Below are 24,191 nucleotides of genomic sequence, written 5' to 3'. Positions count from 1 at the left end.
GACCATGGAGAGAATGCGCCCGGTCGTGGGGTTCAACCTCCACCCGCGGATCCCGTTGGAGGTGGACCTGTTCAAGCAGGTCAACCCCAGCGGCAGGATTCCCGTTGAGGTTGTGGACCCCTACCGTGTGGAACCCGCGATCGTGGAACCGCTCAGCGAATACCTGTACGAGGGCTATGCCATCCCGGGCGACGCAGGGGATGACCGATTCTTTGAGACCATCTGCCGCCGCCAACTCGGGAAGGGAGGCCTATGGGATGAACACACTGCGAACCAGTACCAGCCCAACGACCTCACCCGCGACGAACCGAGTCAGGCCGAACCCACAGCAGAGACCGAGAACATCACCAGCACGCGAGGAAAAGGAACCATCATGGCCGGCGAAACCACCATTACCGTCATCGGAAACTTAACTTCTGATCCCGAACTCCGCTTTACGCCGTCGGGATCCGCGGTCGCGAACTTCACCATCGCTTCCACGCCCAGGACGTTCGACCGCCAGTCCAACGAGTGGAAGGACGGGGAGACTCTTTTCCTCCGCGCCAGTGTGTGGCGGGAAGCTGCTGAGAACGTGGCCGAGTCCCTGACCAAGGGCACGCGCGTCATCGTAACTGGCCGGCTGAAGTCCCGCTCCTACGAAACCAAGGAAGGCGAGAAGCGCACCGTAGTAGAGCTTGAGGTAGACGAGATCGGACCCTCACTCCGCTACGCCAACGCGAAGGTCAACCGCACCCAGCGCGGCACCCAAAGCGTCCAGGGGAACGGCGTCCAGGGCAACGGTAACACCCCGCAGCAGGCCGGGCCGCAGGATGATCCCTGGGCGGTGCCGGCGACCAGTAACGCCGCCGGCGGATGGGGAGGCGGACCCGACTCCGAACCCCCGTTTTAAAGCAGTACAACTGTCGGGGACAGCCGATACGCTGGCCCCGACAGGCACCGACGCATCCCTTAGATGACAGGATCCGCAATGGCCGAAAATCTGCCCACCTTCGAAGACATGCGTTCCCGGGCGTTCGCACTTCTGGGCGACGTCGAAGATGAACTCCGTTCGGACTGGCGTCCCGGAGCTGGCCCGAACGGCGAGCAGGCAGACGCCCTGCGGGACGCGCGCCGCGCCATCCGCGATGCGAAAGCCGCTCTCGACCGGGCCGCCAGGGCCGGCTACTAACCCAAGACCACGAACAAAGGACACGACGATGACGCACGCAGATGACCTCCGCGCCTGGGCGCGAGGCATGTACACCACAGAGGCAGCTACGGAGCTGCTGTTGAAGGCCTTCGGAGGGAAGTTCGCTGCGCCGGGAAATCCTTGGATCCATACGAGCACCGAGCCCGAAGGCCCCAGCCAGGTGAGCGCATGGATCGACTTCGCGGCCATTCCTGACGAGGTTGGCCCGCTGTCGGGTGGGGAGCGCCGCTTCCTGATGCTGGCGGCTTCTTTGGCTGAAGATGTGCCCGTGGTTCTGGGTGACGTTGTGCCGGGCCTGGACCGTGAGAACCTGGACCTTGTCCTGGCGGCGATCGCACACGCCGGCGGCAGCCACCAGCACGCCGATATCCGTGTCCACGAGGACGGCACGGTAACCAGGGGGAAGGGCTTACTGGACAGTCTCCACCCCTGGCCGCGGGCGCTGCGCGCCGTCTAAGCCAAGGTGAGCTGATGGTGAAACCGAAGAAGGTGCCGGCGTTCACGCCGTACTACACCGAGGAACAGGCCGGGCAGGTGCGGGCCGCATTCCTGGAGACCGGTGCGGCCGAGGGGGAAGCGAGCGTTTCGGACCTCATTGTCCAGGCGACCATGCGCGAGGTGCGGCGTCGGCAGCGGAAGTACAACGGCGGGAAGCCCTGGCCTCCGGTGCCGGCAGGCGAGCTGCGGCGGGGGCAGCGGACGATGGCTGAGATGCGGCAGCGGGACGAAGGAAAGTAGCTATGGCTCTGTGGACTGAAGACGTAGACAACGCGGGGGCCCGTGCGTCTCTGCCGTTCCCGAAGATGCTGACGATTGACGACGTCCAGGGGATCCTGAACCTTGGAAAACCGATGGTCTACGCGCTGCTCAGAAGTGGTGATTTAAGGGGCGCACAGTTTGGCCCGAGGGGCATTTGGCGCATCCGCCAGGATGACCTGAGCGCGTACATCGATGCCGTCTACGAGAACACTGCCGCACATATCGCCGCCGGGCAACTGCCCGCAGCTGAAGTCGAGGAGGAGCAGTAGTGGGAGCCGGGGCGAGTGTGTGAGACGCCTGATTATCGGGTTTAGCCTGGCAGCAGCAGGATGGGTGTGCGCCGGCATCTACGTGATCCTGGCTGCCCAGGCCATCGGCCATGCCGTCTCGCACGCTGATCCTTCGTCTGCTGGCAATGCCGCTGCCATGCTGGGCCTCGGCGCAGTCAGCTGGCTGGTTCTCATTTTCTTGAGCACCCTTTTCGGCATCCCGGGACCGAAATTTCTAGGCAGAAGGAAGCAATGAGCCGAATCGAAACCGTGTATGCGGTCAGCGACCCGCAGCCTTCGGTAGATGCTTCTGTCCGCCAGCTCGCCCAACGGCTCGATAAGAGCCTGAATGACCTGGTGACGATCTTTGAACAGGCCGGCGAGCAGCTTTGGACAGTTGAGCCGGCATCCCACACGGTGACGCCTGTACCTTCGGCACCGCATAGATGGACCCCCCTGTTCGGTCGACGTGATGACCAGGGAACCCGCTATGTCGCTTCAGCCCTACTGATGGTTTCTTTCCAAAAGAGAATCGAATAAGTCGTGGACGTGGCCGAGCGATTTTGGACAAAAGTCGCCAAGGGTCCGGCCCCAGGAGACTGCTGGCTTTGGACAGGCGCGGTCTCCGATGACGGCTACGGTCGATTCACGCTAAACCAGGACGGGAAAACCCAAGCCGTGCGCCCCCACCGCTTTGCCTTCCATCTCGCCTATGGCGTTGACCTCGACGGATTTGGTGCATTGATGCACGACTGCGACGTACCCATTTGTGTGCGCGCAACCGCCGACCGGGATACACATCTCCGGGTCGGCGATGCCCGTATGAACATGCTCGATCGCCTTGCCAAAAACCGGGATACCAACGGATCAAACTTCCGTTGGCGCGGTTTAGCACGCAGGCATTTCGCACAGCAGTCCCGGGCCCTGCGTGACGAGGTGCGCGCGCACGGATGGAGCCGGGAAGAGAGGGTGCGCGCGATCCTGGCCGGCGCGGATCCGGACGCCCCAACCCTTTTCTAGACACACGCAGAAACCCCCGGCCTGCTGGCCGGGGGCTTCGCTGCTTTCGTGCGCTGCTGGCGGCTAGGCCGCAGGAGCTTCCATCTGTTCGGACTGATCGGAGTCGTCGTCACGAACCGGATTAAAAGACTTGTTGTCCGCACCCTTATCGTCAGTGGGGGCCTCCGAAGTAATTCGCTTTAGCTCAGCGGAGCTCACGCCCAAGCGCGCAGCGACTGCGGACCGTGATTCTCCGGAATCCAGCATCGCCTGGACCGTCACCGCGGCACTTCGGATAGCGTCCCGCGCATCTGCTTCCGCCTTCGCCAAAAGTTCGGCGGCCTTCTTCCTGGCATCTTCTAGAATGGATTCAGCCTGAGCCTGTTGCTCGAAGAACTCTGCCGCCAGTTCGATCAACTTTTCATGACGTTCAGTCAGTTCCCGGGCCTTCGCCCTGGCCTTCTCACGAGCTGCTATTTGCTGTGCGGATTTTCGTTGCGCTGCCATCGATGGATCCCCCTCCAGGTTCGTTGTGGACCTAACGGCTAGCGCCGGTTCGGGTCCACGACCGGCGGCGTTCGCCGCAACGGTCCTCGCTTACGCTCGGGCTGGCCTTGCCCCGCCGTGACCCCACGTGGACGGCTCCGAGATGGACTCGGTCTCTCCTCCGCCCACCCGGGGACAAACGGGGCGACGGTTCTACACAATCGAACGGACCGTGGATAACGGAAAAGCGTGTTACCCACCGCCCATTCTCATGTGCAGAACCGCATCAAAACCTTGATGGCCCGATCTTACCGTTTCTTGTTCTGCTGCCCGGCTACCTCCTCCGTCGTGTCCACCGCGCTGCAAAACAAGAAACGCCAATATCTGTCACACCTCATGCATCATCGACAAGTGAGGTGCCTAGCCGGGTAAGCTGGGTCCATGATGACCGTGCACAAGCTCAGTGCCGGCGATGGATACACGTACTACACACGTGAAGTCGCCAGCGCGGACGAGCTGCGCGCGGCCGACCGTTCACTGGGCGATTACTACACGGTGGACGGCAACCCTCCCGGGCAGTGGGGCGGGGCCGGCCTATCGCATTTGGGTGTTTCCGGTGAGGTTACCGAGAGTCAGATGGCCGCTCTGTTTGGCGAGGGGTTGCACCCTGACGCCGAGAAGATGCTTGCCGATGACCCGAAGGCGGACGTCCGTTTGGGCGCCCGTTACCCCCGCTACAGACAGAAAGACAACGAGCTGCGCGCCCGCGTCGACCGTGCCCTGGGTGACTACCAGAGGATGAACCACCGGGAGCCTGACGCGGACACCCGGCGCCAGATCCGGATGAAAGAGGGGGCCCAATACTTCCGCGAACTCAACGGCCGGAATCCTTCCGACAAGGAGGAGCTTGGACGTTTCGTGACGGCTCAGACGAAGCCCGGGTCGCAGGCGGTTGCCGGCTATGACCTCGTTTTTGCCCCGGCAAAATCGGCCTCGGTTCTGTGGGCAATCGGTGGAGAAGAAGCCCGGAAAGAGATCGAGGCCGCCCATCACGAGGCGATCGAAGAGACCATGCAGTATCTGGAGAGGGAAGCCACCTTCACCCGCCGCGGCCGAAACGGCGTGCGCCAGGAGGACATTGAAGGTGGCCTGATTTACACCAGATTCCGCCACTACGATTCACGTAATGGCGACCCGCAGCTGCACGACCATGTGGTGGTTTCGAACAAAGTCTTGGGCGCGGACGGCAAATGGTCATCCCTGGACGGGCGTCTCCTGTACCAGTTCAACGTCGCCGCATCGGAGCACTACAACCGCACCGTCATGGAGAAGATCTGCGCCCGTCTTGGCGTTGGACTGGTGGAACGGAAAGTCGGTGGCGACCGGCCGGTGGTGGAGATTGCAGGTGTGGATGTCGCCGCCATCGAGGCAGCCTCCTCCCGCCGTGAGGGAATCAAACCGGTACTGGACCAGCTGGTCGCGGACTTCACAGAGGACCATGGGTACGCCCCCAATTCCAAGCAGCTGATCGCCCTCGCGCAGCAGGCGACCTTGGATACCCGCGCGGCCAAGAAGGAAGCGCGCCAACTTGCAACATTGGTCGCGGAATGGACCGAGGAACTGGGCAGCATCCCCGGCGTAGAGGTCGGGCCCGCAGCCGTGGAGAAAGCCCGCGCCCACCGCCACGATGCCCGCGAAAACGCCGACCAGGACAACCCCCAATGGATGGTCGCGCACGCCGATGAGATCGACCCGGCACAGGAAGCAGAGGGTGTCATCCACACCCTGGAACGCAGCCGTGGCGTCTGGGGTGAACACCACATTGATGCCGAGGTCCGACGCCGGCTCGGCTCACGGCTCGGGGAACTGCCAATCCCGCCGGCCCTCCTGGAGCAGGTCAAAGCCCGCGCCATCGACCAGTTCTCACTGCGGATCACACCGGAAACACCGACACCTGAAATCGCTGCTCTGCGCCTGAAAAACGGTGCCAGCAAATACGGCAAGGCCCACTCCACCCTCTACACCTCGTCAGGGATCCTCCACAGCGAGGACCGCCTGCTGACCGCTGCCCAACGTGTCGTCATCCCCGCCGCAACCACCGACTCTTTCAACGAGGCCCTGGCCAAACAGGACAAAACATTCGACGCCGGCCAACTGCGCATGGCCAAGGAATTCTCCTGCGGCGACCGGCTGCTCATAGTCGGCGTCGGCCCTGCAGGAGCCGGCAAGACCACCGCGCTCAAGCTCGCCGCGGACACGGTCAGGGAAGCCGGCGGGAGAGTCATCGGACTGGCCCCGACGGCAGTGGCCGCCGCCGTGATGGGCACTGAACTGGGAGCGAAAGCCACCACCATTGACTCCTTCGTCCTGGGCCATCAGACGGACTCGCCCCAGAAGGTGGTTCCCAAACCGGGCGACATGATCATCATCGATGAAGCCGGCATGGTGGGAACACAAATGTTTGCCGCCGCCGTCACGATCGCCGACCAGTACGGGGCAGTGATACGGGCCCTGGGCGATGACCAACAGCTGTCCGCCGTCGGCTCCGGCGGTGCCCTGCGCCTACTGAAGAACACTGTCGGAGCCGTGCACCTCGAAGACCTCCACCGTTTCCGCAACGCTGACGGCACCGCCAACGACGCCGAATCCACCGCCACACTCGCCCTGCGCGAGCCTCCCACTGCCGGGCAGGACGACCCATGGACGTTCTACCGGGAGAACCGACGCGTCGTTGGCGGCGACGCCGAAACCATGACGTCACAGGTCTTCACCGCCTGGCAGCGCGACACCGACGACGGCAAACACTCGGTCATGATGGCCTACGACAACGCCACCGTCACCGAACTGAACGCCCGGGCACAGGCATACCGGCTGGGCAACGGCAGCCTCAAAGACGGTCCGGCGGCAACCCTGCGCGACGGCCTGACCGCACGGGCAGGGGACATCATCGTGACCCGCGAGAACAACCGCCGTCTGGCCACCAACCGCGGTAAGGACTTCGTGAAGAACAACGACGTCTGGACCGTCCGCGAGGTCCACGAGGACGGTGCCATGACGGTCCGCCACGACAAGCACGGCGGAACCATCACCCTTCCCGCCGACTACGTGCGGGCCAAGACCATGCTCGGATACGCGGCCACGATCCACCGCACCCAGGGCATCACGTGTGACACCACCCATGCCCTGATCAGCTCCGGGCTTTCCCGCTCCCTGGCCTACGTCGCGGCCTCGCGCGGCCGGCAGGCGAACAACCTCTACGGCGTTGTAAGCGAAGGCGAAACGCTGGAAGGCGTTCTGGAATCTGTTGCCGCTAACCATGACGGCAACCTCACAGCGCACGAGCAGATGGACGCCGCGCGCGCCCAGACCCGCAGCCTTCCGGAGATGTCCGAGGCCTACCGGGACATCGACCACCAGGCCAACGAGCTCCGTATGGCCAACGTGGCGCGCCGCGAACTCGGGGAGGGAACCGCGGCACCGTTCATTAAGTCCGATGCGTGGGGCGCGATCGCTACCCATCTCCGCGCCGCGGAAAACGATGGCTTCAACATCGCGCACCTACTCAAAGACAGCGTAGGAGAAGGAGCCTTCGAGGCTTCCGACAGCCCAGGGGCCGTGCTGGCCTGGCGGGTGGAAGACCGGTTGCAGCGCTGGCGCGCGCAGTCCGTTGACCCCGGGCACCGCCCGCTCCAGTCACTGAGCGACGAGGCACTTGCCCGGCTTGAACACCGTTCGGCCGTCGAGCTGCGGCGCGCCCAGGAAGCAGCCCGCACCCCTTCTACCGACGCTATCGACAGGGCAACTCTGCTTCGGGGATGGAAGGCCGAGAACAAGGACACCCCGTGGCAGCGGCGCCTGCACGGACACCTCAGTGACGACGACCTGGCCTCCCGGCTCGCCGCTGTCAAGCAGGACGCCCGCACGGACTCCACCATCAACGATCCCGCTGCCAGCCGAAAAGCCCGGTGGCTCGAATCATCGCTGCAAAAGGAACTGCAGCTGCGGGAGCAGATGCATCCCGAGGCGCGCGCGGATGAAGCTTACGAACGCGGAGCTGGCACCAACTACCGCCGGGAGGCGAACGCTTCCAGGACCCGCACCGCAGCCCAGCTCCATCGGCGAATCCGCGCTGAAATAGAACTGCGCCGCCAGCTGCCGCAGCCGGCGGCCGCGACACCGGCCGATGACCAGCTGCCGGCATGGATGGCACCCGCCGACGTCCTAACCCATCCGGATACCCCGGCACTGTGGCAGCAGGAGCTGCACACCCGCCGCGACCTCATGGCCACAGAAGTCACACGCCTGGGCGCCCAGCTCGTGGCCGAGCCGCCCGCCTGGGCAGCTGCCCTTGGCCCTGTCCCCTCCGCCCCGTCACGACAGGAACAGTGGCGCCTACTCGCCGTCGAGATCGCCACATACCGCGATACCTACCGGATCCCCGCCACCGAAACTAAGCCCCTGCCCGAAACCCACCGGGGACAAGGGGTCGGAGCAGACCTGTCGGCAAGGATCACCGCCATGCACAAGTACAGCGCTCAAACGGCCAAGGAACCGCTGGCACCTGCAGACGCAGCACTCATGGCAGAAGCCGCCCAGGTTGAAGCTGTCGTGAAGGAGACCCCGACCCCGGCCGAACACGTGGTGGACCACCTGCGCGAAACCCGCGGCACGGAAACGCAGCTGAGCCCGGCCCAGGAACGCGCCGAACGAATGGCTGCGCTTGCACGCAAGGTCCGGGAGAACCGCGCGAAGAATCAACGTGCCGACGAAGACTCCAGGAACCCGGAAGCAGTCAAAGAGGCCCTGGACCAGATCAAGGCCCGCCGCGCCCAGGAACAGGCGCGACGTGAGGAAACCCGGCGCGGACATGACGACCCCACGCCACGCCAGGACCGCGGCCCAGGGATTGGCCGGTGAAAGCCCTGATGCCCCTCGGCAACCTCAGCCACGGGTGGTGGCGGCTGCGCCACCAGCGCCGCATCATCCTGCATCACGGCAGCAGGTCCTTTGTACTCACCGTGCCCAGGGCGCAGAACGGCAACGTTTTCAGTGGCCAGCTGCACCCGCGCCCGCAGCTGCATGGGACACGTGCAGGGATGTTTGGCGTCGGAGAGACCAGCGCCTACCTCGACTTCACGATCATCAGGGGACGAATCGGCAAATTCCAAGGCATCGGTGTCCCTGACGAGTACCACCGGCAGGGCTGGGCTGCCGACATGGTCCGGGCCCTGCTGGACCACTACGCGCACGTCCACTTCTACAACAGCTCACTGAACGAGATGTCAGGCCCTCTGTTCATGAAACTCCGCGCCGAAATGCCTGGGCGGATCGCGCCCATCCGGGTACACGAGGACGGCGGCTACGAAGTGGACACGTCATGGCGGCCCGGGCAGCCCGGCAGATAGCCGTTTCGCGTAAAGCCGAAGGCGTGCCCGAGGCTGCAAAAGCGCGCAGCTTTAGATGGTGCCGGGACTTTCCGGTGTCCGTGGGCGCCCACCGGTCCGGCGCCTGCCCTCGCGCCAGCCCGGGAGGACCTTGTTCAGTAGAGCCTCTTTCTCAGGTACCAGCTTCCGCTGGCGGTAGTTGATCCGCTGGCCATGCAGCCACACACCCAGGATTCGTTCGTCAGCGTCCGTGGTCTTCTGATGGCGTGGCCAGTCTCCGCCGGCGTCGCGGAGGGCCCTGACCTGCTGGAGACGCTTCTGCCACCGGGCCTCGTCGTCGGCTTTCCGCCGTGATGTCAGGTCCCAGCCGGGAATCACGTCCAGCCCGTCACGGACGGCGGGGGAGAGGGTTCCTGCCAGCGCTTCCCTACGCCGACGGTAGAGCCAGCGGCCCAGCGCCGACTCGTCGGGTGACTTCGCACGGGCCGACGGAATCCGGCCCACGGCCTCGTAAAAGGCAACAACGTTCTGCATCGTCTGCAGAGACGCTGCTGAGAATCGCGCAGGCTTCGGCAGCGCCTTCTTGTGCTCAGCTTCCAGTCCTGGTGCGATCTTCTTCGCGGCTTGCAGGTGGAAGCGCACGGTCGTGACCGGGGCCGCGTGCAGCGCCGCGATCCTGGACGGGGCTATACCGCGCCGGTACATCTCCACCCACGGCTCGTGCGGGGCGGAGCGCCGGGTGGGGCTAGTCTTTTTGCCGGGCAATGAAGGCACCCATTCCGGGGACCGTGAACTGTACCTGCCCGTGCTCCGGCGCGAAGATGATTCCCTTCTCGATGAGACGGCCGCGCTGGCTGGTCAGGGAGCTGTGGTCTTTGCCCAGACGCCCGCTCATGTCTGCTGTTGCGGAAGGCCCTTCGCCGTCCTGGCTCATCGCGCGCAGATAGTTCCGTTCGGCAGGTGTTGCCCGTTGCCAGCGTGCCACGAAGAATCCGTGGTCCAAATCTGCTGTGCCGAGCTCGACAGCAAGGCGCGCGTCGCCGATGGTAATCACCTTCTCAGACGCCGTTTCCCACAGCGTGCGCCCATAGGCCTGAAGAAAATAGGCATAGCCGCCCGCTGCTTCCAGCACGGTGTCCAGGGCAGGTCCCTCAAGCACGGCTCCGAGCCGGCCAATCGGGACGGTGAGAGCTTCCGCAGCGGCGTCCGCGCTGAGCTTGCCGACCATGCGGTAGTGGAAGAGCCGTTCGGCGTAGGAGCGGCTCTCGCTGAGCCGGCCGGGGAGCGACGGCAGGCCTCCACCGACAATGTAGAAGGGCCAGCCCCGCTGGCCAGCGGCATGCTGCACAGTCAGCAGTGCACCGAGCAGATCGGCCTCGAGATCCTGCATTTCGTCGATGACCAGCGCAAAACCTGCCCTGGCTTTCCTCATCGAGACCGCGACGTCCTCAACCATCTCTTCCAGGTCGATTTCCAGGTTGCGTGAGTCGGCGCGGCCCGCATCAAATTTCAGGTCTGCTGTCAGGCCCTGCAGGCCAAGGGACACCGAGATGTTGGAGATGCTCCCAAGGCCCTGGCTCCGAAGATGCGACCAGGCGGGAGTCTGGCGAAGTCGCCGCGCGCCAAGTTGCAGTTCACGGGCCAGCTTCTTACGTACGGCTTCGGGGCCGCTGTCACCGGGCTGCGCCTCGAACTGCACCACCAGCCACCCATTACGGCGTGCCATCTCCGAAAACTCGTTCAGGAGAACCGTCTTACCAACGCCCCGGAGGCCCGTCAGGAGGATTCCCCGGTCACCGGCAGCGTTCGCTTTCGCCCGCGCCACCAAGAGATCAAAGGCATCAATCTCAGTCTGCCTACCGACAAGGGCCGGGGGTTTGACGCCCGAGCCGGGCGAGAACGGATTCAGTGCAGGTTCCATGGACCCAGCATATCCGAATAATCGCGGATAATTTCAAATCTTGAAATGCTTCCGGATTCTTTGGTCAGCTCTCGGTCTAGCCCGGGCCGCTGCGTTAGGGCATCAGAAGTTCCTGTTCATGAGGGCGGCCACCCCTTTTTTACCCCTGCAATCCGTCTTCGAGCGATTCGGGCAAGGGGTGTAAATGCTAAAGTTGAGGAAAGGCAACTTTGTCCTATCATACTAACAACTTAACATAATCTTCATTATCGGCGTTCATTCCGTCGTTAGTGGAGAACCGTCCACTGGAGAGTACGCGGGTCGGTATTCGGGATGGTTTGGCAGTCCATCCTTATCAGATTGCAGGAGAGGATTTCTCTTGCTTTGCCGGGCCTGCGGATTCCAGTTGTGGGTTCGTCGCTGGCACGAGGCCTAGTGTTGAAAATTCGCTACGGAGGACCTTGGCCCACGCGGCGTAGCCCAGGCCGTTAAGGTGTAGGGCGTCAGCGGTAAATTCCTCCCGCAGTGCGCCGTTGTCATCGGCCAGCGCAGGCCACAAGTCTACGAAAACCGCGTTTTCACGAGCAGCAATATTGCGGAGTAGTGAATTCAAGAACGTGATATTTTCGCGGTACTTGCGGCGCCGCGGCATAACACTATTAATCAGGAAAGGAGCTTTGGGAGCGCGTTTCCTGATCTCCTTGACCAGTTCTTGGATAGACGCTGCGATGTCTTCTGCTTTTCGTTTTGCCCCGCCCAGGTCATTCGTCCCGATCAACAGAGATATAGCCACGGGGTCATGGATCGCAGTGTCCAGTCTGGTGAGGACTCCCTGTACGTCGTCGCCACCGATGCCGCGGTTAAGGGTTTGCAGCTGGGGGAACCATTCGTCCCACTGCCCCCCTTCGGTAATGCTGTCCCCTAGGAACAGGACTCTCTGAGGTGGGAGGGGCAGCTCTTTAAACTGGGAACGGCGCATGGTGATGCTCCGCGAAACGAATCCAAGGATCAAACGAGCGATGGGGTTCATTGATTCTTTACGAAGGGCAAGCACGATTCATAGTTTATTCCCGGGCGGGGGAAAACCCAAGCGGCACCCTAAGTGATCCGAGTTAGCATGCCAAATGATCGCTGATTAGCCCGGCGGCAGCCCGCATTCCTTCTCGGTTAGGGTGGAACGAAACTCCGTTTCCGGGCTTGGGCCGGAAACCGTTGACCCAAGGTTCTGGACTTCCAAGGGCATGGTTCTCGCTGAACTGCGAGAGTTTAACTAGCTCAGATCCGGAACGAGCTGCAGCGTCTTGGAACATTTGTGCAACCTGCTCGCCAAGCACCCGCAGTGTGGACATGGTTTCACTGTCGAAAGGTGCTGAGGGCCCCGGTGTTGTTCGATGCCCGATTATCGTGAGGTAGTCGACAAAGACGACGCGTGCCTTTGGGGCCCGACGGTGAATTTCCTCCGCGACGCTCACTAGTCCCGCAGTGGCACGGTCAATTAGTATTCCCGGCTTCTCGCTTATCTGTGGGAGTTTAATTCGCGAAAGGACAGGCTGCGTTAACAACCAGCCCTTCAATGCGGCTGCATACATCGAACCGATGTATCCGACGTCATTGCCACCCGCTGTCACGGTGACGAGATCGCTGTCGTGAGACAGGCCCCGGATTTGAGGCTGGAATTTTAGGAGGCCGACCCGCTGTGAACGGGTAAGAATTGTTTCCGTGGTTGCACCCGATATGGATAGGTCTGTGAGCCGGCAACCTAGCTTCTCAGCCAGAAGGTGCGGGTAGTTGAGGGTAGATCGTTGAGCGCGTCGACTCTCTATAGGCCGGATGCCTGGACCAGCGGCAAACGAACTTCCCAAAGCACTTAGGTGCGTGATTTCGTGCCTGGTCTGGCCGGAAGCCTCTGCGGGACTGCTGTTCACTTATTTCTCCTCGAGGATTGCGGGTCGGCGCCGGCAGTTGTAGGTCTCTGTATGAAAGGAGCGGCGGTGGCAATCGATGGCTGGTGAGGCCCGTCGGCCTATGCCGGTCTTGCTACCGGCGTTCTCGAAAAGGCATCTCTCACGCTTGCAAGATGTCACCGCGTCACCTTGCTGATTTGCCGGAGTTGTCGCTGGTCGTAATCTTGACGATTGCTTGGGTCAAGCCGTCCGCGCTGGCCGTGAACGTGATCTCTCCGGGACGTGTTGTAGTGCGGATAATTGCTTGAGCCCGTCCCTGGTAGGTGCTGTGCGTTGGAGAGCTCAGTTGTTCAGCGGTCGCAGGGTTGGCGCTTCCGAAGCCTAGTAGCGTTCCTTCGCCTTCTACATTGACTGTCACGGGCCTGTCATCGAGTGGTTTGAGCACGCCTGTGTTGTCAGTGAGCTCGACATCGATGAAGACCAGGTCAGCGCCGTCTGCCGTTGCCTCGCTGCTTTCAGCAGTGGCTCGAAGTACCGTTTCGGGGCCGGCCGAGGCTAGGGTCTCTGAACCGACGACGTTGCCGGATTTGTCGTATGCCGTGGCAGTGAGTTTCCCCGGCGCATATGGCGTGGTGAAAACAGTGCGAAATTGTTTCTTCTCCCTGACTTTTCGGGAAGCGATGAGCTTATCGTTCAGGTGCAGGTCAACACGGTGAGCGTCAGCGTATACTTCCACTTCGGCTTTGACGCCTTCGTATCCGCTCCAGCTCCAACTGTGAACCGTGTCGGTCGGCCGCCAATTGTTCTTGGTGCGTTTTTTACCGGCATGGTTCAAGGGACGCACGGACAAGAACGGGCCTCGTGTTCGGCCCCACACAATCTCGTTGTAGTACGACCAGGGTTGCCGGTAACCGGTGATATCGATGATCGGTGCCCCAGCCAGGAGTGCCGGGTAGGGCTGGAACAGTTTGCGGGGACTGTCATACTGCTGAGTGGCGATGCCGGCTTCCCCTACGTAGTCCCAGGCTGTCCACACGAATTCGCCGATGACGTTGGGCATGGCGTTGATCAGCCGCCATAGTGTAGCGGTTGTGCTGGGGGTCGTTTCCGTGCCAACGATAACGCGGTCCGGGTACCGCTTGGTGTCCCTGACCCACCGGTCGTGCCCGTAGTTGTAACCCGCAACATCGAGGGCGAACTGTGCTTCCCTCGTCCTATTCTCGGCTTGGGGGAGCCTGAGCAGCAGCGGAGTGAGCTTCTCGAAGGCGCCCATCAGAAAGTTGAGCATCGCGATCGTCTTTTCAGGATTGTCCGCCTTCTCTTTGTTCTCGACCTTTTCGGACTCCACTTTGGGGTCGTCCTTAGGGGCAATGAAGCTCAGGAAGACGTTCACCCCATTGGTGATGAAGCGGTCGGGGTCCGCTGATCGGGCGTGAGCGGCTATGTCGTAGCCGAGCGCCTTGCCTTGGTCAGTGGAGATCTCGCCAATCTCATTGCCGATCGAATACATGATCACTGAAGGGTGGTTGTAGTCCTTGGCGATCAGCGCGTCGAGGTCACGTTGCCACCACTCCAGGAAGTGCCGAGAGAACCCATCGCGGGACTTGGGCCTCCACCATTCATCGCCGAGTTCATCCATGACGAGCATCCCGAGTTTGTCGCATGCTCGAAGAGTCGCCCGTGAGAGGGCGTTGTGAGCGCTTCGGATCGCGTTGTAGCCGGCATCACGGAGGATGCGGATCCGGCGTTCTTCGGCAGCCTCCAGTGTGTGGGCGCCAATGATTCCGTTGTCGTGGTGGATGCAGCCCCCGCGCAATTTAGTTGTGGCGCCGTTGATTTGGAGGCCTTGGTGCGCGTTGACAGTAACAAGCCGGATCCCAAACGTATCCTCGACTGTATCGAGGCCGTCGTTCTTGTCGGCGAGCTCTGCGTAGACGCTATACATGTGCGGATGCTCCGGCGACCAAAGATGTGCGCCGTCGATAGTAAATTCGAGGGCATGGACGGAGTTTGTTCCCGGCGGGGTCACTACCTCTTGGGAGGTTGCCGAAATCTCTTTGCCGTCCGGCCCCGTGAGTGTGACTGTCAATGTGGAGGTGCGGGCTTTGATGTCGTCGTTAGTGACAGTGGCACGGGCATGAAGCGTAGCGTTGGTGCCCTCCAGGCTAACTGTCCGCAACTGCAGGCCGGTCGGATCGATATGCAGAAGAGGACCGATCAGGAGGCTGACCGGGCGATAGATTCCGCTTCCTGAGTACCACCGCGAATTTGGGCCTGACGGGTTATTGGCAACTACCTCAAGGAGGTTATCTTCCCCGTACTTCAGGTGGTCATCAAGCACCACTCGGAACTCTGCGTAGCCCGAGGGGCGTCCCCCGATGAGTACGCCGTTGAGGTAAACCTCCGAGCGCATATAGATACCTTCAAACTCAATGACAACGTGTTGCCCGCGCCACGCTTCGGGCGCAACGAAGGTCTTGCTGTATCTGTACACGCCACCTGGGTAGAAGCCTGTGTGGTAGCCATTTGCCGTTGCCGGGTCGCGTTCTTCGTAGAGCATGGCATCGTGCGGGAGTGTCACAGCCGTGGGCTTCGCAGACCCGGCAATGCCGGAAACAAGCCAGTCTGTATTGAACGGTGTGCGTTTCATAATCCCTCGTTATGGTGATTGAACTGACAGAAAGCAGCCGGAACTGAGTGAGCGCCGTTTGGATGCGAGCTGATGGTCTTGCAACTAAGTGGCGGTTTCAGCGGCACCGACTAAAACCAACGCCGCCATGGGCGGTATTGCCAACCGCTGCTACTCCATAGCGCTGCCGGCGTTCTCGAAGTGGGCAATTTGGCCGATACGTCGGGCGTGCCTTTCGTCATTGCTGAAAGGAGTCTGAAGAAAGGCTTCCACGAGGTCGAACGTTTCCTGAGCTGAGTGTTGCCTTGCTCCCAAGGCAACAACGTTGGCGTTGTTATGTTCCCTGGCGAGAACGGCCGTTGAGTGGTTCCACACTAGTGCCGCACGGATGCCCCTCACTTTGTTTGCCGCGATTTGTTCACCGTTGCCGGAACCGCCAAGAACAATGCCCAACGCATGCCTCCCCGACTGTTGGTCGGTGATAACAGCCTGGGCTGCACGAATGCAAAAAGCGGGGTAGTCGTCTTGCGGGTCGTACGTCTTTGGCCCGTGGTCAACAACTTCATACCCTTTTGCTGCCAGGCGCCTTACGAGATCAGCGCTAAGGTCAAGCCCGGCGTGGTCAGTGGCTATATGGACCCGGGGGCAGAGTTGCGTGTCCGTGGACATTGAATTTTCCGTTCTTATGCATGTGATCTAAGTGCTGGGTAAAGGTAGGCGGAAGCCGGCCGGGCCCATGGCGCAGCCCTGCGTCCGGCCGGCTGAAGGGAACCGTCAGATGCCGCCGGCGAGTTTGTAGTAGGCGGCGTTCCAGTTCAGGTCTTTCTTGAACTGGCGGATGGTGGTGTCTTCGTCGATGGTGAGCAGTTCGGTTTTGGCGATCTCGGCGAAGTCCTCGAAGACGTCCATGCCCACCTGGGTGGAGAGCACGGTGTGGTGGGCGGCGCCGGCGGTCAGCCAGGCGGCGGCGGAGGTGGCGAAGTCCGGCTTCGGCTCCCACAGCGCGCGGGCCACGGGCAGGTTGGGCAGCGGCTGGTCCAGGGGGACGACGTCGACGGCGTTGGCCACCAGGCGGAAACGGTCCCGCATGTCGGACAGGGCGACGACGACGCCCGGGGAGGCATCGGCGTCGAACACCAACCGGACCGGATCTTCCTTGCCGCCGATACCCAGCGGGTGGATCTCCAGCCGCGGCTTCGCCGCCGTCAGGGACGGGCAGACCTCGAGCATATGCGCGCCAAGGATCTTTTCGGAGCCCGGTTCCAGGTGGTACGTGTAGTCCTCCATCAGGGACGCGCCGCCGGGCAGGCCCGCGCCCATCACCTTCGCGGCGCGGACCAGGATGGCGGTCTTCCAGTCGCCCTCGGCGCCGAACCCGTACCCGGCGGCCATGAGCCGCTGCACCGCCAGGCCCGGAAGCTGCCGGAGCGCGCCCAGGTCCTCGAAGGACGTGGTGAACGCGGCGGAGCCGTTGGCCTCCAGGAAGCTCCGCAGCCCCAGTTCGATCCGGGCGCCGTACCGCAGCGAATCGTGCCGCGCCGCGCCCGCGCGGAGCTCCGGCACCACGTCATAAAGGTCCTGGTACTCGGCCACCAGGGCGTCGACGTCGGACTCCGCGGCGCCGTGCACGGCGTCGGCGAGCTCGTTGACGGACCAGGTGTTCACCGCGACGCCGAAGCGCAGCTCGGCCTCGGTCTTGTCGCCTTCGGTGACGGCGACGTTGCGCATGTTGTCCCCGAAACGGGTCAGCTTCAGGCTCCGGACGGCGGCCCAGCCGGCGGCGGCGCGCTGCCAGGACCCCACCTGGCGTGCCACCCCGGGGTTGGAGACGTGCCCGACGACGGTCTTCCGGGCGATGCCCAACCGGGACTGGATGTACCCGAACTCGCGGTCTCCGTGCGCGGCCTGGTTCAGGTTCATGAAGTCGAAGTCGATGTCCGCCCACGGCAGGTCGCGGTTGGCCTGCGTGTGCAGGTGCAGCAGCGGCTTGCGCAGCAGGTCCAGGCCCTGGATCCACATCTTGGCCGGGCTGAAGGTGTGCATCCAGGCCGTCACTCCGATGACCGAGTCATCCGAGTTCGCCTCCAGCGCGGTCCGGCGGATGGCATCGGAGTCGGTCAGGACCGGCTTCCACACAATCCGCACGGGCACGGCGGAGGAGGCGTTCAGCTGGTTCGCGATCTCCTGGGACTGCGCGGCCACCTGCTTCAGGACCTCCTCACCATAAAGGTGCTGGCTGCCGGTAAGGAACCAGACCTCGTAGCCGTCAAGGGAGGTGTTTGCTGCGGTACTCATTAGGTTCTCCAATTGAGATTCGATAGTGGATAGTGGGGTCGGCTGCGGACCAATGACTAACCCAACGGACGTTCGGTTGCGCTGCGTGCTATTCGGGGAGCGTCCGGACCGTCGATGGTCTGGGGTTCGGGGAGTGTGAGCTCGATAAGTGGGGTGCCGGTTGGTAGTGTGCCGTGCTTGCGCGGATGTGAAGTGCTGGGGTGATCACCGTTGTGCCCGCGGGCATTCCGGAGTCGAGCTCCTGAAGCATCGAGTCAACGGCATGGCGGCCCAGTTCTTCGAAGTCCTGTCTCACTGTTGTCAGTGGCGGGATGAAGTAGGCGCTCTCCGGCTGATCGTCGAAGCCGACAACGCTGACGTCTTCCGGTACCCGCACCTCTGCTTCAGCAAAGGCTCTCAGGACTCCCAAGGCCATTTGGTCGTTGGCGACGAACACAGCAGTTATCCGAGGGTCCTGGGCAATTTTTCTGCCGATGGTGTATCCACTGCCGGCGCCCCAGTCACCTATAAACAGGTGTTCATCGGGGAGGCCGGCTCCGCGCAGAGCTTCCCGCCAGCCCGCTTTACGTTCGGAGCTGTCGGGCCACCCCGGCGGACCCGAAAGGTGAGCTATCGCGCGGTGGCCCTGCTGGAGAAGATGTTGCACTGCGGCACGTGCGCCCTGTCCCTGGTCCACTATTGTCCCGCTGACATTGCTGTTGGTTGGCGATCCGACAGTTACAACAGGAACGGACAGCTCCATGTCATCCAAAGCTGCAAGAGCTTCCTCGTGGGGTACTACCACGGCAATGCCGTCAACGGACTGGTCCATAAAATGGTTGATGGCCTCGCATATGCTCGCCCTGTTCACTTCACGCAGCGCAGCGATGCTGACGGAATAGCCAGCGTCCCTGGCTGCCTGTTCTATGCCCATCAGCGTGTTGGCTGGACCGTACTGGGACAACTCGCTCGCCAGTACCCCGATCCTCCGCGAACGGCGGGTGACCAAGCTCCTGGCTGCAGTGTTGGGCCGGTACCCGAGCTCGGCGATCGCAGCCTTGACCTTTTCTCTTGTGCCGGTGCGGACGTTCGGGTGACCGTTGACGACCCTTGACACCGTCTGATGTGAAACACCGGCGACGGCAGCGACGTCCTTCAGCCTTGGTGCCTTGCCATCAGAGGTCCTGCCCATGGTTCACCGAGCCACTGTGTCGTGTATGGATACCGGCCGCATGTTTGACTCGCCGTCACGCCCGTGGCGGACGGGCTCCCTCAATTTATGGCCCCTGTGGGTTCTTGCCCGTAAACGTTTTGATAGCGGTTGAACAGGGCATCAACCGCTGCTGGTGCAATTGAGTGCGGTTCTCCTAACTGTCGCGAGAACAGCACTGACCTGGCTACATCTTCAACCATGACGGCTGCCTTGACAGCGTCACGGGCATCTTTGCCGATGGTGAACGGGCCGTGATTCTTCATCAGTACGGCACGGGAGCGGTGGCCACTGAGGGTATCGACGATTCCACGCCCAATGGAATCATCGCCGATGATTGCGAAGGGGCCGATAGGAATCTCGCCGCCGAACTCGTCTGCCATCGCTGTTGTCACGCAGGGTATGGGTTCGCCGTGCGCGGCCCAGGCTACGGCATACGGAGAATGGGTGTGAACCACTCCCCCGACCTCGGGCATATGGCGGTAAACGTACGCGTGTGCAGCCGTGTCGCTTGAAGGTGTCCTTTCTGAACCGGGCACGTCAGGGACGACCCGGCCATCGAGAGTGCAGAGAATCATGTTGTCGGCGGTCAGTTCGTCGTACAGGACGCCGCTGGGTTTGATCACGAAGTAATCAGTCCCTGGAACGCGCCCGGAGACATTGCCGCCGGTCCATACAACAAGGTTGTACCGCACAAGTTCCGCATGCAGCTTGGCGACGTTGCTTCGGACTGTTCTAATAGCCTCGGCTATCTCGGTTGGCACTTGGCTTGATGGCTGGCTGGTCGTGCTAGATCTCATGGCTGGCTTCCTTTCGGAGAGATTGAGTCAACGGCTGCGCGCTGGACCGCAAGCCCAGCGGCATATCGGTCCAAGTACGTCGAGAACCCCGTTACGTCGGCAGGGTCAGGATTAGTCGTTTCAAAGGCCGCGCCACCAAAGACGCTGTTGCGGAGAAATTCATTGAGGTCTCCTGAGGGGTGGGTGGCGAAGGCCGCAAGCACGGCGATACCCCAAGCCCCACCTTCGGAAGCGGATTCTGCGACGGAAACGGGCGCGTTTAGAGCGCCGGCAAGAAAGCGTTGAGCGATTCCTGCGGTTCGAAACATGCCGCCGTGCGCGAACATCCGGTCGACCGCAACCCCTTCGTCGGCAAGGACGCGCATGCCAAGTATCAGCGTTGCGAACACGCCGTACACCTGGGAGCGCACGAAGTTTGCAAGGGTGAACGTGCTGTCGGGTGCTCGTACAAGGAGTGGCCGGCCATCGCGCACGCCAGCAAGAGGTTCACCGGCGACGTAGTTGTACGCGATTAATCCGCCGGCATCTGGGTCGCCTTCGAGCGCTTCCTGAAGGAGGGCAGTGAATACGGTGTCCTGGTCGATAGGGCAGTCTGCTTTACGCGCGAATTGGGTGAAGACCTGTACCCAAGCTGCAAGTTCACTTGCGCCGTTATTGCAGTGGACCATTGCTACCGGAGCGCCCGCCGGAGTCGTTACGAGATCGAGCTCGTGGCGGACCTGAGCCAGCGGCCTTTCAAGGACGACCATGGCGAAGATGCTCGTGCCGACACTGACGTTGCCCGTCCGGGGGGCTATGGAGCATGTGGCGACCATTCCAGTACCGGCGTCACCTTCCGGCGGGCAGAAAACTGCCCCGGGCTGCAGGGCACCTGACGAGTCAAGCAACGCTGCGCCGGCATCCGTGAGTGTGCCGGCGTACTCACCCGCCACCAGCACTTCGGGGAGCACCTGGCTGAGGTCGAGCGCGGGAGCGGCATGAGCAACAAGTGCTTTGTAACGTGCCAAAAGGTCCGAGTCGTAGGTGTGGCTCGCAGAATCGATCGGGAACATGCCGGAAGCATCACCGATTCCAATTACTTTCCTTCCAGTCAGACGCCAATGAACATAACCGGCAAGGGTGGTCATGAAATTAATGCGTGGAACGTGGTCTTCGCCGTCGCTCACCGCCTGGTGTAGGTGGGCAATCGACCAGCGGAGGGGGATGTTCAGGTCGAATGCCTTTGTAAGCTCGGCAGACGCCGCGCCCGTAGTGGTGTTCCGCCAGGTCCTGAATGGCACGAGTTGTTGGTCATCGCAATCGAAGACCAGATAGCCGTGCATCATGGCGGAAACACCAATCGCTTGAAGAATGCGTGGTTGCACCCCATAGCGCTCTTCGCAGTTCGCAACGAGATCTGCATAGGCTGCCTGAATACCGGTCCAGACGTCTGTCAGCGAGTAGGTCCACACCGCGTTTTGAAAGCTGCTTTCCCAGCTAAAGCTCCCCAATGCGAGCACGTGCCGGGGATCATCCCCGATAAGGCACGCCTTGATGCGGGTTGAGCCTAGTTCAATCCCCAGACGAGCGCGTCCGGAACGTATGGCATCGGCTGCAGATGACGTGCCGGGAAGATTCACAACAATCCTTCTCTTGCTGGCTCAGGCCAGGTAATTTTTCGACATGTGAGGGGACAACCAAAGGAGCCCTAGGCTTCAGATCTTGGTTAGCGCTAACAATATTGAAGCGCGCAGTCTCAAGGATGGTCACTATTCCTCACCTTGCCGCTTACTTAATCCCGGGCCCAATGACCTGGGCCCTTGAACTGAAGCGTTCGCCAAAGATTATTCCCGTCTGGGGAAAAAGGCAAGGCTGGCTTCTATATTTGGGCGAGCACGTCGTTGTTCCGGCTCTGTGCTTCTATTGGTTCTCGGCGTGTACGAGTTCGAGCGGAGCGAGAGGAGCTTCGCACATGCTTGTCATTCGAGAATCATGAGTGCATGCGGTGGTCCGTTCCGGTTCTAAAGCAAGCGAAGGCTTGTTTCTGACGCTTTTGGATCACCGGAGTAGGCGCCCGCTTCCAAGACCACGTCCGCCGCAGCCCACTCGAACCGCCCGTTGGTGCGGCGCTGAAGTGGGCGAAGAGAACCGGCCACCTCCATCGTCTTGGTCTCCCCTGGCGCCAGGTTCACGGGCTTGAAACCCAACAAAACCCGTCGGGGAAAGTCCTCTGCCTCGATCGAACCGTAAAGCTGTACGACGTGACGGCCTGCGCGTTCTCCTGTATTGGTGACTCGTGTTGTCACCGTCACGCTATCTGCGGCGATCTGCGTGACAGTCAGGTCGCTGATGTCGAAGGTGGTGTAGGAGAGGCCGTATCCGAGTGGGAAGGCAGGGTTGTGGCCGTCGCGGTCCAAGAGGCGCTGCCCGAACCAGCGGTCGTACGTGATGCTGGTGGCGTCCCGGTCGAAGTAGGGTAAGTGTTCCTCTGTTGTTGGGATGGAGTAGGGAAGCCGCCCGCTGGCATCGGCTTTCCCGTAAAGGACGTCTGTAAGGGCATTTCCCCCCTCGGATCCTGAATACCATCCCACGAGCATCGCCGGGACGGAGTCGCGCCAGGATTCTGTGATGACGGCTCCTGCGGTGACCACAACGACCACGGTTTTGGGGTTGGCAGCCGCGGTTGCCCGGATGATTTCCTCGTCGACAGGCCTTAGCCGCAGGCTGGCCCGGTCGCCGCCAACGGTGCTGCCCATGGCGCCTGCGGCTCCCATGAGGTTGCTTGGGTCCATGCCTTCGGGGAAAGGAGGGAACAGGGCAAGAATGTCCGGTTCCAGCATGCTGTCCCCGCCGATGTATTCGCCTTCATCTTCTGCGGTGTAGCCAACGACGACGATGGCTACCTCCGCCTTTTTCGCTGTGGCGGCGGCTGCTTTGGGGTCGTCTTCGAATGAGGTGAAGAGCTGTGCTTCTGGAACGTTGTTCCGGAGTCCTTCGAGTGCAGTAACTACCTCCGGGGAGCGGACTGATGACGATCCGTGGTCGCCCGTATTGGGTAGATTGGCCAGCCTGCCGATCAGCGCGACCGAATTCGTCTTCTCCGGACCGAGAGGCAGTACCGGTGTGCCGTCAACTGCATCGTTTTTCAGCAGGACCATGGACGTGGCCGCTGCTTCCCGCGCCAGATTCCGGTGTTCGCTGCAGAAAATGACTTCCTTTGCGGGCTCTTCCTCACGTGCGGAGGCATAGTGTCGAAGCTGGGTGCGCAGGACCCGCTTTGCTGCCCGGTCGACGTGCTCCCAAGTGACCCGGCCGGATTCAAGGTCTTCGGGTAGTTGCTGGGCGCGCTGCTGACGCATGGGCGCTTCAACGTCGAGACCTGCGCGCAGCGACAGGCCGGCGTCCCGGAAGCCGGACACAAAATCGGTGATGGTGACGCCCTCGAAACCCCATTCACTGCGGAGGGTGCCTTCCAGGAGGGTTTCGTTCTGGCCGGCCCATTCGCCGTTGACGGAGTTATAGGACGTCATGATGCCGTCCACACCTTCCTCGACGACCCGGCGGAAGTGCGGGAGGAAGGCTTCGTGGAGCGTCTGTTCGTCGGCCAGCACGTCGACTTTGAAGCGTGCATTTTCCATGGAGTTAAGGGCGTAGTGCTTTGCGACGGCCATGGCGTTGCGTTGGACGCCACGGACGAGCGCTGCGCCGAACTCGCCCAGGAGAATGGGGTCTTCGCCGTAGGTTTCCTGTGCCCGGCCCCATGCGGGGTGCCTCGGAAGATTGATGCATACGCCACCGAAGAAGTTCCCTCCCTGGACTCTCAGTTCACGGCCAATGGCGACGCCGATGCGCTCTTCCATCTCAACATCCCAGGTCGCGCCACGCGCCATGGACACTGGAAACGCTGTGGACGCGCCCATCACTACTCCACGGGGACCATCACTGAAACGGAGGCCGGGAATCCCAAGTCGCTTGATCTCGCCCATCACGATGGGTTTCAGGTTGTAGCCGGCGCTCATCTCTGCGATCCCGACCCAAAAATCCGAGTCACCATCGAGCAGCCACAGCTTTTCATCCTGTGTGAGCTGGCCGAGAAGCTGCTCTGTGGCCGCGTCCAGGTCAGCTCCTTGCCGAATGATGTTGACCGCTTCGTAGAAGCTATTGGTTGTTTTGTGGAAGCTATCGGTCTGGCTGGTCGGCATGATGCTGGTCTTTCTGGTGATGATGGGAGATGACATGCCTCCGTCCGAAGGAGAGCCGGGTGGGCGTTCTACGGGTGGGAGGGGTACGTAGCGGACGCGTAATTGGGCAAAAGTGCTTGTGCTCCGGCCGTCAGGGTTGGGGGTGACGGCCGGAGCGGTGGGTGGTGTTTAGCGGGCGCGGCGGATTGGCAGGACCAGGAGGCCTGA

22 protein-coding genes are annotated in these 24,191 nt (G+C 61.9%); 10 read left to right on the top strand and 12 right to left on the bottom strand.

Features of this window, described 5'->3' with window-relative positions; translation table 11 throughout:
• Positions 1–4: 4 nt before the first annotated feature.
• From J2S96_RS16940 to J2S96_RS16905, 8 genes are all read left to right on the top strand, one after another.
• Positions 5–889 carry a single-stranded DNA-binding protein gene (locus J2S96_RS16940; protein ID WP_306866003.1) on the top strand — a complete coding sequence of 295 codons (885 nt, stop codon included), beginning with the start codon at positions 5–7 and terminating at the stop codon, positions 887–889.
• Positions 890–967: 78 nt separating this feature from the next.
• Positions 968–1,168: a hypothetical protein gene (locus J2S96_RS16935; protein WP_306866000.1), complete on the top strand. Its 201-nt coding sequence runs from the start codon at positions 968–970 to the stop codon at positions 1,166–1,168.
• A 28-nt stretch (positions 1,169–1,196) separates the two neighbouring features.
• Positions 1,197–1,646, top strand: coding sequence for a hypothetical protein (locus J2S96_RS16930; protein WP_306865997.1), 450 nt, complete (start codon positions 1,197–1,199; stop codon positions 1,644–1,646).
• Positions 1,647–1,660: 14 nt separating this feature from the next.
• Positions 1,661–1,927, top strand: coding sequence for a ParB family protein (locus tag J2S96_RS16925; protein WP_306865994.1), 267 nt, complete (start codon positions 1,661–1,663; stop codon positions 1,925–1,927).
• Between the two features lie 2 nt (positions 1,928–1,929).
• Positions 1,930–2,217 carry a helix-turn-helix domain-containing protein gene (locus J2S96_RS16920; protein ID WP_306865992.1) on the top strand — a complete coding sequence of 96 codons (288 nt, stop codon included), beginning with the start codon at positions 1,930–1,932 and terminating at the stop codon, positions 2,215–2,217.
• Between the two features lie 19 nt (positions 2,218–2,236).
• Positions 2,237–2,473 carry a hypothetical protein gene (locus tag J2S96_RS16915; RefSeq protein WP_306865989.1) on the top strand — a complete coding sequence of 79 codons (237 nt, stop codon included), beginning with the start codon at positions 2,237–2,239 and terminating at the stop codon, positions 2,471–2,473.
• Positions 2,470–2,757 (top strand): hypothetical protein, encoded by a 288-nt coding sequence (locus J2S96_RS16910; RefSeq protein WP_306865987.1) that lies wholly within the window; start codon positions 2,470–2,472, stop codon positions 2,755–2,757. The genes J2S96_RS16915 and J2S96_RS16910 overlap by 4 nt, the downstream gene beginning before the upstream one ends.
• A 3-nt stretch (positions 2,758–2,760) precedes the next feature.
• The gene (locus tag J2S96_RS16905; protein ID WP_306865985.1) at positions 2,761–3,237 is read left to right on the top strand and encodes a hypothetical protein; all 477 of its coding nucleotides are present in this window, start codon (positions 2,761–2,763) and stop codon (positions 3,235–3,237) included.
• Positions 3,238–3,300: 63 nt separating this feature from the next.
• Here J2S96_RS16905 and J2S96_RS16900 read toward each other — a convergent pair whose 3' ends face one another.
• Positions 3,301–3,723, bottom strand: a complete 423-nt coding sequence (locus J2S96_RS16900; RefSeq protein ID WP_306865983.1) for a hypothetical protein — start codon at positions 3,721–3,723, stop codon at positions 3,301–3,303.
• Positions 3,724–4,143: 420 nt separating this feature from the next.
• Here J2S96_RS16900 and mobF point away from each other — a divergent pair, with 420 nt between their 5' ends.
• Positions 4,144–8,619: a MobF family relaxase gene (mobF, locus tag J2S96_RS16895; RefSeq protein WP_306865980.1), complete on the top strand. Its 4,476-nt coding sequence runs from the start codon at positions 4,144–4,146 to the stop codon at positions 8,617–8,619.
• Positions 8,616–9,107 (top strand): hypothetical protein, encoded by a 492-nt coding sequence (locus J2S96_RS16890; RefSeq protein ID WP_306865978.1) that lies wholly within the window; start codon positions 8,616–8,618, stop codon positions 9,105–9,107. Before mobF ends, J2S96_RS16890 begins: the two co-directional genes overlap by 4 nt.
• Before the next feature lie 51 nt (positions 9,108–9,158).
• On the opposite strand, the gene J2S96_RS16885 is transcribed toward J2S96_RS16890, so the two are convergent.
• The 11 genes from J2S96_RS16885 to J2S96_RS16840 all read right to left on the bottom strand — a co-directional run bounded on the left by J2S96_RS16885 (position 9,159) and on the right by J2S96_RS16840 (position 24,020).
• Positions 9,159–9,851 (bottom strand): helicase associated domain-containing protein, encoded by a 693-nt coding sequence (locus J2S96_RS16885; RefSeq protein ID WP_306865975.1) that lies wholly within the window; start codon positions 9,849–9,851, stop codon positions 9,159–9,161.
• On the bottom strand, positions 9,832–11,007 hold the full coding sequence (locus J2S96_RS16880) for an ATP-binding protein (protein WP_306865972.1): 1,176 nt from the start codon (positions 11,005–11,007) through the stop codon (positions 9,832–9,834). Before J2S96_RS16880 ends, J2S96_RS16885 begins: the two co-directional genes overlap by 20 nt.
• Positions 11,008–11,341: 334 nt before the next feature.
• Positions 11,342–12,016 carry a GDSL-type esterase/lipase family protein gene (locus tag J2S96_RS16875; protein WP_306865968.1) on the bottom strand — a complete coding sequence of 225 codons (675 nt, stop codon included), beginning with the start codon at positions 12,014–12,016 and terminating at the stop codon, positions 11,342–11,344.
• Positions 12,017–12,098: 82 nt separating this feature from the next.
• Positions 12,099–12,911 carry an SGNH/GDSL hydrolase family protein gene (locus J2S96_RS20260; protein ID WP_350224169.1) on the bottom strand — a complete coding sequence of 271 codons (813 nt, stop codon included), beginning with the start codon at positions 12,909–12,911 and terminating at the stop codon, positions 12,099–12,101.
• A gap of 163 nt (positions 12,912–13,074) precedes the next feature.
• Positions 13,075–15,540 (bottom strand): DUF4982 domain-containing protein, encoded by a 2,466-nt coding sequence (locus J2S96_RS16870; RefSeq protein ID WP_306865965.1) that lies wholly within the window; start codon positions 15,538–15,540, stop codon positions 13,075–13,077.
• A 150-nt stretch (positions 15,541–15,690) separates the two neighbouring features.
• The gene (locus J2S96_RS16865; protein WP_285244155.1) at positions 15,691–16,188 is read right to left on the bottom strand and encodes a ribose-5-phosphate isomerase; all 498 of its coding nucleotides are present in this window, start codon (positions 16,186–16,188) and stop codon (positions 15,691–15,693) included.
• A gap of 105 nt (positions 16,189–16,293) precedes the next feature.
• Entirely contained in the window at positions 16,294–17,814 is a 1,521-nt protein-coding gene (araA, locus tag J2S96_RS16860; protein WP_306865961.1) for an L-arabinose isomerase, read from the bottom strand.
• A gap of 88 nt (positions 17,815–17,902) precedes the next feature.
• Positions 17,903–18,985, bottom strand: coding sequence for a LacI family DNA-binding transcriptional regulator (locus tag J2S96_RS16855; RefSeq protein ID WP_306865958.1), 1,083 nt, complete (start codon positions 18,983–18,985; stop codon positions 17,903–17,905).
• 80 nt (positions 18,986–19,065) lie between these two features.
• The gene (locus tag J2S96_RS16850; RefSeq protein ID WP_285244152.1) at positions 19,066–19,803 is read right to left on the bottom strand and encodes an L-ribulose-5-phosphate 4-epimerase; all 738 of its coding nucleotides are present in this window, start codon (positions 19,801–19,803) and stop codon (positions 19,066–19,068) included.
• Complete coding sequence (locus J2S96_RS16845; RefSeq protein WP_306865955.1) at positions 19,800–21,422, bottom strand: xylulokinase; 1,623 nt, start codon at positions 21,420–21,422, stop codon at positions 19,800–19,802. Before J2S96_RS16845 ends, J2S96_RS16850 begins: the two co-directional genes overlap by 4 nt.
• Positions 21,423–21,803: 381 nt before the next feature.
• Positions 21,804–24,020, bottom strand: coding sequence for a beta-glucosidase family protein (locus tag J2S96_RS16840; RefSeq protein WP_306865951.1), 2,217 nt, complete (start codon positions 24,018–24,020; stop codon positions 21,804–21,806).
• Positions 24,021–24,191: the final 171 nt, after the last annotated feature.

The sequence above is a fragment of the Arthrobacter bambusae genome, from assembly GCF_030812595.1.
Lineage (GTDB): Bacteria > Actinomycetota > Actinomycetes > Actinomycetales > Micrococcaceae > Arthrobacter > Arthrobacter bambusae_B.
This window is presented reverse-complemented; position numbering and strand designations above follow the sequence as displayed.